This window comes from Microbacterium sp. AG157 (assembly GCF_003385695.1).
Taxonomy (GTDB): domain Bacteria; phylum Actinomycetota; class Actinomycetes; order Actinomycetales; family Microbacteriaceae; genus Microbacterium; species Microbacterium testaceum.
Genome location: NZ_QRDK01000003.1, coordinates 512,999 through 529,318 on the forward strand (window position 1 = coordinate 512,999; position 16,320 = coordinate 529,318).

The following is a 16,320-nucleotide window of genomic DNA, read 5'->3' on the forward strand; positions in this document are numbered from 1 at the left end:
CGAGCTCCACCCGCACGGCGACCGGCCCCTCGACGAGGATCCGATGGGCACCCCCCACGCGACGCTCCCGTCGCTCGGCGGTGCCTTCGCCGGACGCTACCGGCTGGTCGAACCGCTCGGCTCCGACCGCGAGGGCACCGTCTATCGTGCGCGCGACGACGTGCTCGCGCGCGATGTCGCGGTGAAGGTGTTTCCACTCGACCCCGACGAGGTCACCCACCCCCGGCGGCGACTGGCGGCCGCGCGCATCCTCACCGCCCTCGATCACCCGTCGCTCGTGACGCTGTACGACGCGCACCTCACGCGCGAGGGGCACGGGTACCTGGTCATGGAGCTCATCCCCGGTCCGACCCTGCGCCGGCATCTCGACGATCACGGGGCGCTGGCGCCCGACCTCGCCGCGGGGCTGCTGCAAGACGTGGCCGAGGGTCTCGCCGCGATCCACGAGGTGGGCATCGTCCACCAGCACCTCGAGTCGTCGAACGTGCTGTTGCGCCCCGAGCGCGCCGCGCCCCGTCCCTTCACCGCCGTCCTCGCGGACTTCGGCGTGACGCAGGTGCTCGGCGCCCGTCCCGCCACCGCGCAGACGCATCCGGATGCCGCATACCTCCCGCCCGAGCGACTGCACGGTGAGACGGCGACCCCGGCATCCGACATCTACGCGCTGGGGCTGTTGGCGCAGGAGATGCTCACGGCCGAGGGTCCGTTGAGCGGCGGCGCGATGCAGGAGCTCGTGCTCGGGCCCCTCGATTACGACCCCGAGGTGCCTCAGGGCTTCGGGTACGGCTGGGAAGTGCTGCTCACGGCAATGACCGACCCGAACCCCGAGGGGCGCCCGAGCGCGGGCGAGGTGGCCGATCTCGCGCGCGAGTTGCGGAGCGGGCCCGTGCCGGCGGATTCCGCGGTCGTCGCCGCGGTGCCGGCGGACTCCGCCGCCGTGGCCGTCGTCGGCGCGGACGCCGAGCCCGTCACCGCGCTCCGCGCCGTGAACCAAGCCCGCGAGACGTCTGCGCGTCGACGACGGCCGCCGCTCTGGGCGTGGGTCACGCACTACCACTGAGCCCGCGGGTCACTCCTCGACCGGCAGAGCGCGCTGAGCCACCACACGCCGGGCCTCGACCGCGGCGGCGGCGAAGTCGGCATCCGGGTCGTCCATGATGATCGCCGTGGCCCGCGCGTGCGCGCTGACGACGTCGTACGGCGAGTCCGCGGCGCGTTCGACGGTCGGCTCGGCGCGCAAGCCGATCGCGGCGAACGCCCGACTCAGGCTCCGCTGGGTGTCGTGATCGCCCCGACCGAACTGGGTCGAGAGCTCGTCGGCGAGGCTCTCGTGCTGGTCGTCGGGAACGAGACCGGATGCCGTCCGCCAGGCCGCCCGCGCCACCTCGGGGTGCCTGTCACGCAGGACCGCGGGCGTGATCGCGGTGAACGCGACCGGGTCGCCGATCTTCGACAGCGTGTGCAGGGCCTGGCTCCGCGCCTGAGGGATGTCGGACCCGACCTCGGGAAGCAGCGCCGGCACGGTACGCGCGGGGTCGTGCCGCGTGAGCGCCCACGTCAGCATGTCGCGCACGAAGAAATCGGACTCGACCGCGCACCGCTCGACCAGGACGTCGATGTAACGATCGTCCGGCCGCGTCCCCGCGGCGAGCGCCGCCTGGAGCCGTGCCGAGGCGTCGGAGTGCTCGAGGGCCGTGCGCAGCCGGTCGGCGGGTGTGGGGTCGGTCATCGCGATCCCTCCTTCGGACCCAGCGTGTCACGATGCGGGGCGGGTAGGGCCGTTCTGCCTGCTCCGCGCCGTCGTGGGCGACAGCTGCGACGCGTCATGCGTAGAGGTGGCGGACCTCTACGCCGCCCGGCGTCCACGGCAGGACCGTCGGCGAACATGTCGAAGAACTGGGTCACGTAGATGCTGGCCCGGGGAAGCGCCGGCAGGGTCAGCAACACGAGAAGCAGCATGCGGGCTTCCTCTGCACGCAGAACGGAACGAAACGGAATGAACTGGATGTAAAGTGACGCCTGCGGATGTGGACTCGTAATCAGCGGCATCCCGCCAGCAACAGCCTCCTTGCACCGCTCTCGCACCGACCACCGTCTTTCGTTCCCGATGAGGAGTACCACCATGCGAACCGCCCCATCGCCTCTTGTTCGTCGTGTCGTAGCGGGGGGTGTGGGCGTTGTGGTGACCGCAGCGATCACATTCGCCGGGGCGACCACTGCCGAGGCTGTCAACACGTCGTGCGATTCCGGCCTCTGCAGGGCCGTCTTCGTGTACAGCGGCCTGCCCGAGTCGTGGGAAGTGCCAGCTGGCGTCACGAGCATCACCGCGGTGGTCGAGGGCGGTTCCGGCGGGCATGCAATGAATGACGGCACCTTCTTCGGAGGGAGCCACGGGGCCGGTGGCCTCGGCGGCACCGTGCGCGCCACCCTTCCCGTTCAGCCTGGCGATGAGCTCGCCCTGGTCGTTGGCGGTGCTGGCCAAGACGGCGTCAGTGACGCCAACACTTATGCACCCGGGGGATACGGAGGCGGCGGATTCGCCGGAAAAAGGTCTGCCTCCAGCACGTACGCGAGCGGTGGCGGCGGTGGCGGCAGCTTCCTCTTCTCCGATGCAGGTGCACTGCTGATCGCAGCCGGCGGCGGTGGCGGCGCGAGCATTGCCGGAGGGACGCCCGTCCCTGGCGGCGCCGGGGGAACAACCGGCGACGGATCATCCGGGCACGGTCCGGATGGCACTGGTTCGTACGCATACTCCGGTGGCGGTGCGACAGCCTCCGGCCCGGGCCCCGGCGGAACAGGCTCCGTCGAGGGGGCTCCGGGAAGCAGCTACCACACAAGCTCAACCGCATTCGCGCTCGGCGGCAGCGGGGCGAACAACTCAGGCTCTTCGGCTCGCTACGCGGGCGGCGGAGGCGGAGGCGGAGGCGGCTACTTCGCCGGCGGTGGTGGCGGGACCGACGGCGGCGAAACGGAAGACGATAACGCGGGTGCGGGTGGCGGCGGGTCGGGTTTCGTTGCCGCGACCGCCACGAATGCAACCGCCCTGGACGGCAACTTCGGCAACGGCAAGATTGTCATCACCTATGACGACCCGAGCTACGCCACCACACTTGAATTGAAAGCAAGCGATAAGCCCAACGACGCGACAGCGACAACGCTGACCGCCGTCATCTCCCCGGCTACCGCCGCCGGGACCGTGACCTTCAAGGAAGGAGACACCGTCCTGGGGTCCACCACTTTCACGGACGGCACCGCGACACTGTTGAGGAATTTCGCCGTCGGCTCGCACACCGTCACCGCGTCCTATTCCGGTGACTCCTCGCACAGCCCCTCCACCACAAGCACGACGTTCACGGTGGTCCCGTACACGAAATCGCCCTCCTTCCAGACCGACTCCGCCGCCTCCGCTCCGATCGAGAAGAACGTCGTCGCCGGACAGTCGTTCTCCTTCGACGACCTAGTCGCGACCGGCGTCCCCACCCCGACCTACACCGTCGAAAACGACGACACCGACAGCACCGTCCTCCCCGACGGTGTCACCTTCACGAACGGTATCCTCGCCGGATCCTCCACCCGCGCCGGTACCTGGAAAGTCAAGGTCACCGCCACCAACAGCGTGGGCACCGCCACCGAATACGTGAAACTCACCATCGCCCCCGGCACCGCCACCGCCCTGGAAGCCGCCGTCTCCCCCGGCGACAGCAGCAGCACCACCCTCTGGGCCGTCGCCCCCGACGGCACCGTCACCGAACCCTCCAACAGCACGGCCACCCACACGACCATCACCGCCAACCAGGGCGACTCGATCGTGTTCGAGACAATGCCGGTCGACCAATACGGCAACCCCACCACCAAGGCGAACGTCCAACCGGTGACCACCTCCAGCATCGACACCGACACCATCACCTACGACCCCACCACCAACCTCACCACCGTCACCTTCAACCACGCCAGCCCCCACGTCATCACCTTCACGATCGGAGGTCTCACCAACTCCTTCGCCGTCCAGGTCACCCCCACCCCCACCCCCAGCACCAGCGCCAGCGCCACCACCAGCACCAGCGCCAGCGCCAGCACGGGAACCCCCGCCAGCTCGAGCGGCAGCACCTCCACCTCGAATCACCTCGCCATCACCGGATCCGCACCCCTCGCCCCACTGGGCTGGGCACTCTGCATCCTCGCCGCCGGGGTTGCGGTGATGCTGCTTCAGCGCCACCGAACGACACGTAGACCGAACTAACGGATAGAACGAGAACCCCAGCGGCCCATGCGCACGGCGGGCCGCTGGGGTTCTGGCATTCCAGGACGCCTCAGCATCTCGCACAGGCCTCCGAGCAAATCGTCACTCCGCGTGAGAATCCCCTGCAATCACGCATAGCGGCGACCGGACACCACCATGCGCCGCCCGCATCACCCGAGAACCTCGCGCTCCATCCGCCGGAAGCTCTGCTCCATCCCCTCGACCATGCCGGTGGCGAGCACGGCGTCGCGGGTGGCGGCATCCGGGTACTCGATCAACAGCGTCACCAGGGTGGCCCCGTCCTCCTCGTAGAGCGACAGGTCGTTGATCGTCGCGGGGTAGTCGGTGCCCGTCATGTGCTCGGTCTGCACCATGCGGCGGGGTTCGTCGAGCAGCAGGATCTCGCCGTCGAACCCGAACGCCTCGCCCTCGGTGCCGGGCTCGGGCTCCCACGCGATGCGGTAGGTCCCGCCCTCGATGCGATCGACCTCGCGCTCGGTCATGCGCCAGCCGTCGGGGCCGAGCATCCACTGCCGCATCAGCTCGGGGTCGACGTGCGCACGCCAGACGAGCTCGCGCGGTCCGTCGATGAGCCGCGTGATGCGCACGTGCTGATCGTCGAGGACCTCGAGCTGCGTCCCCTTACCCTGTGCGAATTCGCGGAGCCCCTGGAGCACGGCGTCCAGCTGATTCATCGCGAGCGTCGAGCCCTCGACCGCGCCCATCGCGACAACCTGCTCCAGCGCCTCGGCGGAGGTGAAGTGACTGACGTTGGTGAGGCGCGCGCCCTCGGGCGTGGCCTCGAAGGCGAAGACCATGCGCATCGACGGCATCCCCTCGATGGGGGTGCCGTCCTCGTCGGCGAACGAGTCGATCACCTCGAACCCGCGCGGTTCGTCGATCGCGGTGAACTCCCACGCGCCACCGGCTCGCTGTCCCTGCGCCGAGGTCATGTGATACTTCGCCTGGCCGCCGATCCGGAAGTCGAAGGCGTCGAAGGTCGCCGGCCACCCGGGAGGGCCCCAGAAGCGCTCGAGCTGGCGCGGGTCGGTGAAGACCGCCCAGAGGCGTTCGGAGCCGACCGGAAAGTCGGCAACCAGGGTCATGGTGAGAGATTCGGTGTCGCTCTCGACGGATGTGACGGGCATGACGACTCCTTCGTCGGTTCAGTTTTCGGTGGGTTCGGAGAGAGGATCGGATGCCGGCACCCCGGCGTCTTCGAGCAGGATCGCGTCGAGTCGGTCGACGCGGCCGCGCCAGAGGTCTTCGTAGGAGCGCAGCAGCGCTTGAGCCTTCGCCAGAGCGGCGGGGTCGGCGGACACGAGTCGCACCCTCCCCTGCGCGCGCTTAGTGATGAGCCGCGCCTCGGCGAGCACGGCGATGTGCTTCGACACGGCGGCGAACGACATCGCGTACGCCGCGGCGAGCTCTGATACCGACTGCTCGGCGACGAGCGTGCGCCGCACGATGTCGCGACGGGTCGCATCGGCCAGGGCGTGGAAGACGCGGTCGATGTCGGCGTCGCTCCGTTGTTCAACCATTTGGTTGCACGTTAGCGCGGTGACCACACGCCCGCAAGAGCGCCCCCGATACAACACGGTTCGCTCGGCATCCCGTGTCCTCTCACCGCTATCCCGACGATGCGGTGATGTCGTCGCCCTGCAGACGTCACGGCATCCGGACCGCGGTCCCGAGTTCTCCCAGACCGTCCACGACGATGTCCGCCACGACGCGCGCGTGAGAGCCGTCGGGGTCCAGGTCGGGGTCGAAGACGGTGACGGAGGCGCCGCGAGCGAACGGCGCGAGTTCGACGAGGAGCCGGGTCAGCTGCGAGGCATCGAGTCCGCCCGGATCCGGGCTGTCGACAGCGGGCATGACGGCGGGATCGAGGACGTCGACGTCGACCTGCAGCCAGTATCCGCGTCCGACGACGCGTCGGATCTCGGCGGCAACGGAGGCGGCATCCCGCGCCAGGACATCCGCCGCGGGCACCACGCACCCCAGCGCGCGACGAGCCTCATCGACGTGCTGGTCGTCGTCCCGATGCCCGATGTGCGCAACACGAGACGGGTGGAAGTAGGGGGACAGGGCGTCGATGTCCGCAATCGCCGGCCAATGAAGACCGACAGCCGCGGCGAGATCCTCCCCGGCCACGCTCGCGCAGTCGTCGCTGTTGCCCGGGTGCCGGAAGTCGGTGTGCCCGTCGATGTGCACGAGACCGCCGCCACCTCGACGCGCACTGGCGATCCCCGCCCCGATGAGGACGCTGCAGTCGCCGCCGATGACGAGGGGCGACCGGCCCGACGCCCAGACGCCATCGATGCGATCAGCGAGCCGCCGCGCATGGTCGACGAGCTGAGCCTGATTGCGAACGAGACCCGGGGCGCGCGCGTCGTCGTCGTCGACATACCGGCCGGCGAGCACGATTCCGCCCTCCTGGGCCCCCCGATGAGCGAGGCGCTCGAAGAGGCCGGCCTCGCGCAAAGCATCCGGCGCCTTGGACACCCCCGGCACGCTCCCCCGCCGAGGCGGCCGCAAGCCGAGATTGGTCGGGGCCGAAACGACGGTGATCATCTCTCGATCTTGCCCTGCGTGTCGCCGCGGGAGGTCAGCCCCGCAACGCCTGCAGCAACGCCCCCACGGGGTGATCGCTCTCGATCGGGTGACGCAACGGCAGGTCCTCGACGCACTCGTACCGATTGCGCCGGCCCTCCTTCTCGCGCTTGAGGTACCCGGCGTCGACGAGGTCGGCCAGGATGCCGTGCGCCGTGCGCTCGGTGATGCCCACGGCATCCGCGATCTCTCGAACGCGAGCACCGGGGTCGCGGGCGACGTAGATGAACACATGGGCGTGGTTGGTCAGAAACGTCCATGTCGTCATCGCCACAGCATACTGACCCGCGGTACCGGAATCAAAGCACCGGTTAATCATTACCTGTTTTTTGACACCAGTAATTTTTTGCATGTAACGTGCTGCGCATGTCGCTTCTCGCCCCGCTCACGATCGCCGCGCTGCTCGCCGCGGTCGTCGCCGCCCTCCTCCCGGAAGTCGCGCGTCGGCACACCCCGGGCTCACTCGCCGCCTGCCCCGCAGCCGTCGCCGCGATCGTCGCCACCGTGGGCCTCGCATCGGCCCTCGCCACGGACGACGACATCGCCGGTTCCGCCCTCGCGCTGCTGGTCGTCGCCCTCACCGTGATCGTGCAGGCCTACGCCAGCCGCAACCTGCGCGGCGACCCCCGTTCGCGCAGCTTCTTCGCCCTGTCGTCTCTCGCGGCCGTCGGGTCGACCACCGCCATCGCCGCGAACGACGTCGTGCTGCTCGCGGCCGGGTGGACCCTCGGCACGGTCAGCATGATCGCCCTCATCTCGACCGGCGGTGCCGGGCCGCAAACCCGGATCGCGGTGTCGCGCAGCACGGTCGCCCTGCTGCTCGGAGACGCGGCCCTCTGGGCAGCGGTCATCGTGGCGGTGGCGTCCACCGGCTCGGTCTCGCTCGCCGCGCTCGGGAGCCTCGACGTCACCTCGGCGGCAGTGGTGAGTGTGCTCGTGGCGGTCGCGGCCGTGGCCCGCGCGGGCTCCTTCCCCCTGCACGGCTGGCTTCCCGCGACCGCGGCGACGACAACCCCGGTCTCGGCGCTCCTGCACGCGGGCTTCGTGAACGCGGGCGCGCTGCTCCTGCTGCGCTATGCCGCTGTGCCCTCCGCCGTGGGGCCCTGGGTGGTGGCCGTCGCCGGCGCGATCACGATGATCGTGGCGACCCTCGCCATGCTCACGCGCCCCGACGTGAAGGGCCGCCTCGTGCAGTCCACCGCCGCGCAGATGGGGTTCCTGCTCTTGGCCTGCGGGCTCGGGGCCTTCGGAGTGGCCCTGGTCCACGCGATCGGTCACGCGCTCTACAAGGCGAGCCTGTTCCTCGGCGCCGGCTCCGCGGTCGAGCACGCGCTGAAGGGCCGGGCGATCGCGCTCCCGGTGGCATCCCGCGGCGGCGCTATCGTCGGCGGCGCAGTCGTGCTCCTGACCGGGGCGGCGGCGCTGGCGGCATCCGGTGCGATCACTCACAGCGCGGCAGTGCTCCTCCTCTTCGCCTGGGCCACCGCGGTGATCGCCGGGGCGCGGATCGGCGGGGGTTCATCGCCGGCCGCGACCCGCACGGCCCTCCTCGCCGGTCTGGCCGCCGCCACCGCCGCCTATCTCGCGGTGGTCTTCCCCGCCGCCGAAGCGCTCACTCCGATCGCCGCCGCCGCACCCGTGCCCGCGCCGTTCGCCATCGCGGTCTTCGTGATCGCCGCCGTCTCGGGCCTCGCCGCGCGAGGCTCGGGCCGGTTCGCCGACCACCTCTTCGCCCTCGCCTTCGCCTGGGGTCGACCACCCCTGCCCCCGACCGCACCCCGCACGGACACGTCCTGGACCCCGGCACCCGCCGACGGCCCCCTCGAGTACCGGAGATTCTGATGACCACCCACACCTCCCCTCCCTCGCCCGCCGTCATCCGGGGCTGGATCGCCGCCGCCGGGCGCAGCATCTCTGCGCACTTCCCCCTCGAGACCTTCATCGCCCGCAACCCCGTCGCCGGCTACGAGAACCTCGATTGGGAAGAGGCGATCGGGCGGATCGCGCGAGACCACGGCATCCTGCTGTCTCTTTCGGAGCAACGGTTCCGTGACCTGCACGCGCGGGGGCGAATCTCGTCCTCCGACCTGCACGCGGCTCTGCGGTTCACCGTGCCCGAGGCGGGCTCCTCCCGCATCCTTCGCATCGGCGGCCTCGCCACCACGGTCGGCGAGGTGCTCGGGCATGACCTGCTCGTCGCTCCCCCGATGACAGCTGCCTCCCCGCAGCCGACACCGGCCGCACGGCTTTCGCCGCGGGTCCACGCGCGGGTCGACGACCTCACCGCGCGGTGGGCCGCCGCCTCGCTGGGCTCGGCACCCTGGTCGCGGGCGAACGGCGAGAACATGTGGACGACGTGGCGGCGCCTGGCCGCACTCGACCCGACCCTGTCGCGGCGGGTGCGCAGCGGCATCCGGAACTCTCCCGACGACCCGGCCGCGGCTGTCGGCGAAGCGCTCGCCCGGTGGCAGCTCGACGAGACCGCCGCGGAGTCCTTCCTGTCTGCGCACGTGCTCGCACTGCCGGGGTGGGCGGCGCTCGTCCGGCACGCCGGCACGACGGGTGTCGACCTCACCTCGCTCGTCGCGATCCGCGCGACGCTCGAGCGGTTGCTCCTGCCCGCCGACACCGTCCTTCCCGCGCGGGCTGCGAACGAAGAAGTTCCGACCGACGACACCGCCCGCATCGGCGCCGTCGCTCTCGCCCTCGGCGTCGACGCCACCGACGGCGAGGCGCGCGGTGCTCTACGGCCCGTCCTTTCGCTCATCGACCCCCCGGCGCGGCTCGCCGTCTGGCAGGAGGCCTTCGAGAGGGGCGTCGCGCGCGAGCTCGCCCCGGCGACCGCCCCGGTGCTCCGCCCGAGCGCACCGGTCCAGCGGCCGCTCGCGCAGGCGGTCTTCTGCATCGACACGCGGTCGGAGAGCTTTCGGCGGCACCTCGAGGCCGCGGGCGGGGTCGAGACCCTCGGCTTCGCGGGCTTCTTCGCCGCTCCCATCTCGTTCCGGCCCGCCGACGGGTCCGCCGAGGTCGCGTCGTGCCCGGTGCTGCTCACGCCTCGCGTCGCGATCACCGAGTCGTCCGTGCAGCGCGACGCGATCGCACGCTGGAAGCGGCAGCGCGCCGCCGGCGTGGAACGGGATGCCACGATCGACGCGCTCAAAGAGTCCGCCGTCGCACCGTACGCATTCGCGGAGACCGCCGGGTGGGTCCTGGGCGCCGCGAGCGCGGCCCGGACGCTCGCTCCGGAGGGCTGGCGCGCACTGGTGTCGCGGATGCGCCCCGCGAAGCCCTCGACGCACGTCGACGCGAACGTCGTCTTCACACTCGAAGAGCGCGTGCTCTACGCCGAGACGGCGCTGCGGATGATGGGACTCGTCGACCACTTCGCGCCCATCGTGCTACTGACCGGACACGGTGCCTCCGTGACCAACAACCCCTTCGCCTCGTCGCTGCAGTGCGGGGCGTGCGGCGGGCACGAGGGCGAACCGAACGCGCGGGCGGCGGCCATGATCTTCAACGACCCCGAGACGCGCGACGCCCTCGTCGCCCGCGGCATCTCGATCCCCGCCGACACGCTCTTCGTCGCGGCGCAGATGGACACCGTCACCGACGAAGTCACCCTGCTCGAGCCCTGGGCCATCCCGGCCACGCACGAGACCGCCGTGCTCGAGCTGACCCGGCGGCTCGAAACTGCCCGCGCCGGGAACACGGCCGAACGCGGCCCGAGTCTGCCCGGAGCGGGCGGCCGCCACGGCGCGATCCGCGACACCGCGCGCCGGTCGGCGGACTGGGCGGAGGCGTACGCCGAGTGGGGCCTGGTCGGTAACGCCGCCTTCATCGTGGGTCCGCGCTCGATCACGGCAGGCACCGACCTCGGTCGCCGCGCCTTCCTGCACAGCTACGACGCCGCCGCCGACCCCGACGGCTCGGGTCTCGAAACCATCCTGACCGCGCCGATGATCGTGGCGCAGTGGATCAACGCCCAGTACGCGGCCTCGACCGTCGCCCCCGACCGCTTCGGCGCCGGGCCGAAGCCCCTGCACAACGTCGTCGGCACGGTTGGCGTGCTCGCGGGCTACGGCGGCGACCTGCGCCTCGGCCTGCCCTGGCAATCGGTGGGCGTCGGCCGGGCGGCCCGGCACGAGCCGATCCGGCTCCAGGTGTTCGTCGAAGCCCCGCTCGCGCGGGTCAACGACATCATCGACGCCTCCGAGGCCGTCCGCACCCTGGTGACCAACCGCTGGATCACCCTCCGCGTCCGCGAGCACGACAGCGCCCGCTGGATGCGGTGGGGCCGCTATGGCTGGCAGGCCGACGACCTCGACATTCCCACCCCATCGGGCGTCCCCGCCGCCCCCGCAGAGACCACCACGAAGGAGATCCACTGATGAGCCTGTCCGAACTGACCCCGATGACCAAGATCGAGGTGGTCGTCGCGAGCGACGACGTCGCCGAGGTGTCCGCCCTCATGCAATCGTTGGGCGCCCGCGGCTACACCGCGATCACCGGCGTGGCCGGCGTGGGCCACCACGGCCCCCGCGGCGGCCGTCTGCTCTTCAACGACCACGACACCCTGACGCTGCTCGTCACCGTCGTGGCTCCCGAGAAGGCGGACGCGATCATCGCCGGCATCCGTCCCGTCCTGGATCACGCGTCGGGCGTGATGTTCGTCTCGCCGACCTCGGTCAGCCGCCCGGACTACTTCGCCTGATGCGCGCCGCGACGAGCCCCCCAGCGTCGGCGTACGCCGGCGAGACGATTGCCGTGGGCACCCGGCATGGCAAGGCGGACGCATTCGCCCCGGCCTTCTCCCGGTGGCTCGTCGCGGGCGTCATGCCGACGACACAGCTCGATACAGACTCCCTCGGCACGTTCACCCGAGACGTGCCGAGGGCGGGCACTCCCGAGCAAGCGGCCACGGCCAAGGCCCGCGGAGCGGCCCTCGAGCTCGGCACCTCGACGGGGCTGGCGACCGAGGCATCGTACGCCCCCGCGCTCGGGGGCTTCGGCCCCATGGTGCACGAGGAGCTCGCCGTCTTCGTCGACCTCGAACGCGGCATCCGCGTGCGCCACGGCATCCGCCAGTACACGCACGTCGCACCCGCGCGGACCGTCCGCACCGAGAGCGAAGCACGGCGCTACCTCGCCCGCGCGGGCTTCCCGCACCAGGCCGTCGTCGCGCACACCGACACCGGGATGCAGAAGGGGATCCAGGATGCCGCGATCATCGACGCCCTGCTCCGCCGCGGCCCCGTCGAGCTCGAGCCCGACCTGCGCGCCCATATGAACCCGACCCGGCGGAGGGTGCTGCGCCGGCTCTCGTGGCTGCTCGCGGCCCGGATGAGGCAGCTGTGTCCGGGGTGCGGGTGCCCGGGCTTCGGCCCGGTGGGCGTCGTGCGCGGACTCCGCTGCGGCGCGTGCGGCAATGCGACCTCGCAGGTGCGCATCGACGTCGACGGCTGCCCCGCGTGCGACGAGCAGCGCGAGCGCCGGCGGCCCCAGCGTGAGGCCGACCCGGCCACGTGCGATAGGTGCAATCCGTGAGGGGGGCTTTGGAGCCGGTGCGGGAGGTGCGGCGCGCGGTTGACTCACCATTTCACCCGACGGTGAGTTGTCGATTTTCGGTCTGCACGGGCCGGACGCACCGAAGGGCGCCTGGCCCGCGATCACCGCCGGCCATTACGCGGCGACGCGCACGAATGGGCGGAGCGTTTTGAGCCGCCATCCTCGCCGGACAATCAGGGGCTATCGAGCCGCCGCACCGTTCTCCGGGGCGAGCAAGACTCCGCGAGATCTGACCAGCCCACGACACCAAGCACTTGTTCGAGGTCGCCGGCCGCCGGCCGGACCCTCTCCCCCGAAACGCAGAAATGTTCGTTTTGCGAAAAGAACTCGTCGAACGCTACGTTCGCAGTGCCGGGGGGGGACCGGTGAGGCTCGAACGTTCCGGGGGGAACTTTGATCAGCAAACACTGGACCTGCCGTGCGGCAACTGCGACCATCACGATGATGCTTGCCTTGCTACCGACTGCCGCGAACGCCGATGACGGAGACCCGCCCCCGACATTGGACACGCTTCAGTCGGTCACAAGCACCGCGGCCGAAACCGGCATTGCCGCGCAAGAGATTTTGGCGGACCTTCATGGGATCTCGAGGGCTATAGGGCGAACAGACTGAAGTGGCGTATCGACGGCGGCGCCTTCCCCTACAAGTGCGACTGGCCGTGAATCGAGTCAGGTCACAGCGCGCCGCGCTGATTGCTACGGGTGTGACTGCTGGCGTAGCGATCACCGCGATGCTGGCCGTTCTCCTCGTCATGATGGCAACCCGGGACACACGACAAGACATTGACCTCGGCGACTTCGCTCACTCCAGCTCGCAATTTCGCGCGCTGAACGGCTACGAGGAGGCGACCGAGAAGCTCTGCAGTGACGTTGCTGGGTGCGTTCAGGGCTACAGCGCGACGTATGCGTCGTACCGGAAGTTCAGCAGCATTGACGATGCGGTAGCGTTCGCCGCCACGTCGTCTAGCTCCTACCGGTCGAACTGGATCGTGATCGAGTACGTCGGGCATTCCCTCAGCGAAGGCGACAGAGCCGATGTGCAGGAATACTTCGACAGCACCGCTACGTCCGAGTAAGGCGCTTCCAACTTTCGTTGTGGGCAGCATGCCCGGAACTAGCCGACGGGCCGGGCGGAACGGCATCACGGCTCGCCTATATCGCTCCGCGACTCGCCGCACAATGTCCCCCATTCGGGGGACCTGGCCCCGGTTATGCTGGCCCCGTATCGAGCCGCGTTCAACGAAGGCGCCGCGTCGATGTGTGACACCTCCTCATCTGCGAGCGACCCGAAGGCGAGGCACCGTGCGAACCGATCCGAATCAGAGGCCGTTCGGGCAGCCGGTCTGGACGAGTGCCGTGGCGGTGTTCCTTCTGTGGGCGTCCGTGTTCGTCCTTGGCCTGTCGGGTCTTGCGATGCTCACCGTTCACGGCGATACCGGCGCCCTGCTCCTCATCGCCGCGCTCATCGCGGCGGCTCCGGCTGCCGCTCTGAGTCAGCAGCGCAGTTCGATCTGAGCAACGCAACGGCCCCTGCGAGACGACCGCGAGAGGCCGGCCGCACCATCACGCGGCCGGTCGCCTCACAGGTGCCGCAGGTTCCCCTCTTCGTCCGCGGTGACGAGCACCAGGAAGTCGACGACGAGCTGTGCGACCGCGCCCGTCTCGTCGATCCCCCAGTACACCGGGTACTGACCGTCGCCGTACCCGGACTCCGCGACGATGCCCACGTCGGACGGCCCGAGACCGACCTCCTGGACGCTCGGCGAGGGCGCGTACATGTACTCGGTGAAGGCCGCGGCCTTGGCCCGCCGGCTCATGGTCGCGTACGCGGGAAGATCGACGATGCACGCGCAGCCCGCGTCGACGCCGAAGAAGTGCCCCGGGCCGGACGGCAGATCGGCGGGATGCCAGGTCACCGGCATCCGATCGCTGAAACGCACCCGCAGGGCGGCGTTGCGGCCGAAACCGGTCACTCTTTCGACCGGGTACGCCCCCGGGGCCACGCTGCGGGCCAGGGGTCGCGCGTCGTCGTTGTCGTATCCGAAGTCGAGCACGGCGAGCACACCCGACGTCGTCACCAGGGTTCCCGCGGGCGAGACGCGTACCTCCGACTCCTCTCCGCTGCGCCGGTGCACGACCGAGCGCTCGGTGAAGTTGCGCACCTCGTCGAGGGTTCGCTGTTCGTCGGGCACCTCGTCGAGAGAGGCGTCCGGTGCCGCGTCGGCGGCGAGCGCCCGGGCCTGTGCCGCATCGGCGAAGGGGGTGCGGGGGTCGTCGAAGTGCTGTTCGATGGCGCTGATCTTCCACCCGCGCCCTTCGCGCTCGAGAACGTACTCGTGCTTCTGACGCGTCGGCGAGTCGATCATCTCGGTCAGGACGAACGCGCGATCGCCCTCGACCTCGGAACGCACGATCCGTTCCGCCGCGACCCCGTAGCCCGGCGGCGTACCGAACGAGGAGTCCAAGCGGACGTGCTCCCCCACCACGTGATCACGTGTCAGCGGGACGACGAGTTCTCGCCACTGCGAGAACGCGTCCCGCCGCGTGGAACGATCCGCGAAGACGGGCGCTACACGCCGCCATTGCATGTCGTAATCCTCGAGGAAGCGCTGCACGCGCTTCTCCGCCGCTTTCGCCCCGCGATCGCCCCACATGGCGCCAGCCTATGTCGCCGCCAGCGTCTCGAGGGCCCCGTCCGGCAGCACGACCCACCCCTCGCGCCGAACGATGGGGAGCATTCCGGATGCCGGGCGCTCGAACGATCCGAGGGCTCCAGCGCGCGTGGCCAGAGCGGCGATGACGGCGTCGAAGGCGTCGGCCTTCGCGATCGCCAGGGGAGCGAACCCGCCGACGTCGAGCCACGGTGCCCGCTCGGTCAGGGCGTCGAACAGGAGCGCCCGGCGGGTGGCATCCACTCGATACCCGCTCGTGTCGAAGCCCCAGAGGCGCAGCGAACCGCCGGGATACACCTCGAACAGGCGCCCTTCGGCCGCGCGATCGACCGGGAATCCGGCCTCGGCCAACCGCCGCAGCAGTCCCGCGCCGCGCAGCGCCGTCACGCCCAGTCGGTCGGTCGAGACGCTCAGCGGCCAGCGCCCGATGCGTTCGCGCACGACGTGGTCGGTGTGGCGATAGACGAGCGAGCGGCGCCACTCCGCCCCTCCGTCGACCGGGCCGAGCGCGGGGTCCGCCTCGGCGTGGTGCGCTTGCACGAAGTCGACGAACGCGTCGGGCCAGCCGAGCGGGCAGTCCACCCCGAGCCACGCGTTGCCAGAAGCGACGGATGCCACGATGTCGGCATCCTGGATCCCGATCTCGAGCCGCGTGAGGCGGGCCGCGCCATCGGCCCAGTGCATCTCGGCGAGGGCCGTGCCGGGGGCTCCGGCGGCGAGGTCGACTCCGACGGTTCTCATCTCCTCGAGCCTAGGCGCGGTCGCCCGCGGCGAGGCCCGTCAAGACCTCGCCGAAAGGCCTCGCGACCTGGGAGGATCGAGACATGGCAGACGACGACCTCCCCGATTCGCTGGAACCGGCCGTCGACATCCCGCCGCGCGACGAGCCGCCCGCTCCTCCCACACCGAAAGGCGACCTGAGGATCGCGTCCGTCGTCGCGATCGTGACCGGCGTCATCGTCATCGCCTGGTACCTCTTCGTCGCGACGGCGAGCGCCATCGCCGACGTCGACAACCTCATGTGGATCCAGATCGGCATGTGGGTGCTCGCCGTGATCTCGTTCGTCTGCGGCATCGTGAGCCTGAACGCCCGCATGGCGCGCGAGCTCGCCGCGGCGGGGTTCATCGCGGGGGTGGCGGCGGGTCTGCTCTCCGTGACGATCGGACTGTTCAGCGGCCTCGAGCTCTTGGGCTGACGCGGCGCGGAATAGCGCCGAGACGAGCGGGGTTT

The 16,320-nt window shown here is 70.4% G+C and carries 16 protein-coding genes; 9 read left to right on the top strand and 7 right to left on the bottom strand.

Translation table 11 applies throughout. From position 1 onward, the window contains the following. Window positions 1-43: 43 nt before the first annotated feature. Window positions 44-1,060 carry a serine/threonine-protein kinase gene (locus tag DEU35_RS11715; protein ID WP_146035542.1) on the top strand — a complete coding sequence of 339 codons (1,017 nt, stop codon included), beginning with the start codon at window positions 44-46 and terminating at the stop codon, window positions 1,058-1,060. A 9-nt stretch (window positions 1,061-1,069) separates the two neighbouring features. On the opposite strand, the gene DEU35_RS11720 is transcribed toward DEU35_RS11715, so the two are convergent. Continuing rightward, window positions 1,070-1,729, bottom strand: a complete 660-nt coding sequence (locus DEU35_RS11720) for a HEAT repeat domain-containing protein (RefSeq protein ID WP_116239603.1) — start codon at window positions 1,727-1,729, stop codon at window positions 1,070-1,072. A gap of 453 nt (window positions 1,730-2,182) precedes the next feature. Here DEU35_RS11720 and DEU35_RS11725 point away from each other — a divergent pair, with 453 nt between their 5' ends. Next, on the top strand, window positions 2,183-4,240 hold the full coding sequence (locus DEU35_RS11725) for an Ig-like domain-containing protein (RefSeq protein ID WP_147301863.1): 2,058 nt from the start codon (window positions 2,183-2,185) through the stop codon (window positions 4,238-4,240). Between the two features lie 170 nt (window positions 4,241-4,410). On the opposite strand, the gene DEU35_RS11730 is transcribed toward DEU35_RS11725, so the two are convergent. The 4 genes from DEU35_RS11730 to DEU35_RS11745 form a co-directional block, all read right to left on the bottom strand. Then, window positions 4,411-5,388: an SRPBCC family protein gene (locus DEU35_RS11730; protein ID WP_116239605.1), complete on the bottom strand. Its 978-nt coding sequence runs from the start codon at window positions 5,386-5,388 to the stop codon at window positions 4,411-4,413. A gap of 18 nt (window positions 5,389-5,406) precedes the next feature. After that, window positions 5,407-5,781, bottom strand: coding sequence for a helix-turn-helix transcriptional regulator (locus DEU35_RS11735; RefSeq protein WP_116239606.1), 375 nt, complete (start codon window positions 5,779-5,781; stop codon window positions 5,407-5,409). 127 nt (window positions 5,782-5,908) lie between these two features. Then, entirely contained in the window at window positions 5,909-6,814 is a 906-nt protein-coding gene (locus DEU35_RS11740) for an arginase family protein (RefSeq protein ID WP_116239607.1), read from the bottom strand. Window positions 6,815-6,848: 34 nt separating this feature from the next. Then, complete coding sequence (locus DEU35_RS11745; protein WP_115916228.1) at window positions 6,849-7,121, bottom strand: winged helix-turn-helix domain-containing protein; 273 nt, start codon at window positions 7,119-7,121, stop codon at window positions 6,849-6,851. A 98-nt stretch (window positions 7,122-7,219) separates the two neighbouring features. Between DEU35_RS11745 and DEU35_RS11750 the strand changes: the two genes are divergently transcribed. The 6 genes from DEU35_RS11750 (at window position 7,220) to DEU35_RS16865 (ending at window position 13,932) form a co-directional block, all read left to right on the top strand. Beyond that, the gene (locus DEU35_RS11750) at window positions 7,220-8,695 is read left to right on the top strand and encodes a proton-conducting transporter membrane subunit (protein WP_116239608.1); all 1,476 of its coding nucleotides are present in this window, start codon (window positions 7,220-7,222) and stop codon (window positions 8,693-8,695) included. Next, window positions 8,695-11,241 carry a DUF2309 domain-containing protein gene (locus DEU35_RS11755; protein WP_116239609.1) on the top strand — a complete coding sequence of 849 codons (2,547 nt, stop codon included), beginning with the start codon at window positions 8,695-8,697 and terminating at the stop codon, window positions 11,239-11,241. The genes DEU35_RS11750 and DEU35_RS11755 overlap by 1 nt, the downstream gene beginning before the upstream one ends. Beyond that, window positions 11,241-11,564: a P-II family nitrogen regulator gene (locus DEU35_RS11760; RefSeq protein WP_116239610.1), complete on the top strand. Its 324-nt coding sequence runs from the start codon at window positions 11,241-11,243 to the stop codon at window positions 11,562-11,564. Before DEU35_RS11755 ends, DEU35_RS11760 begins: the two co-directional genes overlap by 1 nt. Before the next feature lie 53 nt (window positions 11,565-11,617). Next, window positions 11,618-12,397, top strand: coding sequence for a DUF6671 family protein (locus DEU35_RS11765; protein WP_147301864.1), 780 nt, complete (start codon window positions 11,618-11,620; stop codon window positions 12,395-12,397). A 751-nt stretch (window positions 12,398-13,148) separates the two neighbouring features. After that, the gene (locus DEU35_RS11770) at window positions 13,149-13,493 is read left to right on the top strand and encodes a hypothetical protein (RefSeq protein ID WP_147301865.1); all 345 of its coding nucleotides are present in this window, start codon (window positions 13,149-13,151) and stop codon (window positions 13,491-13,493) included. A 226-nt stretch (window positions 13,494-13,719) separates the two neighbouring features. Beyond that, window positions 13,720-13,932, top strand: coding sequence for a hypothetical protein (locus tag DEU35_RS16865; protein ID WP_147301866.1), 213 nt, complete (start codon window positions 13,720-13,722; stop codon window positions 13,930-13,932). Between the two features lie 65 nt (window positions 13,933-13,997). On the opposite strand, the gene DEU35_RS11775 is transcribed toward DEU35_RS16865, so the two are convergent. After that, window positions 13,998-15,071: a DUF4241 domain-containing protein gene (locus DEU35_RS11775; protein ID WP_116239613.1), complete on the bottom strand. Its 1,074-nt coding sequence runs from the start codon at window positions 15,069-15,071 to the stop codon at window positions 13,998-14,000. 9 nt (window positions 15,072-15,080) lie between these two features. Further along, on the bottom strand, window positions 15,081-15,830 hold the full coding sequence (locus DEU35_RS11780; protein ID WP_116239614.1) for a DUF429 domain-containing protein: 750 nt from the start codon (window positions 15,828-15,830) through the stop codon (window positions 15,081-15,083). An 83-nt stretch (window positions 15,831-15,913) separates the two neighbouring features. On the opposite strand from DEU35_RS11780, the gene DEU35_RS11785 reads away from it, so the two are divergent. Further along, the gene (locus tag DEU35_RS11785; RefSeq protein WP_116239615.1) at window positions 15,914-16,285 is read left to right on the top strand and encodes a hypothetical protein; all 372 of its coding nucleotides are present in this window, start codon (window positions 15,914-15,916) and stop codon (window positions 16,283-16,285) included. Window positions 16,286-16,320 lie beyond the last annotated feature (35 nt).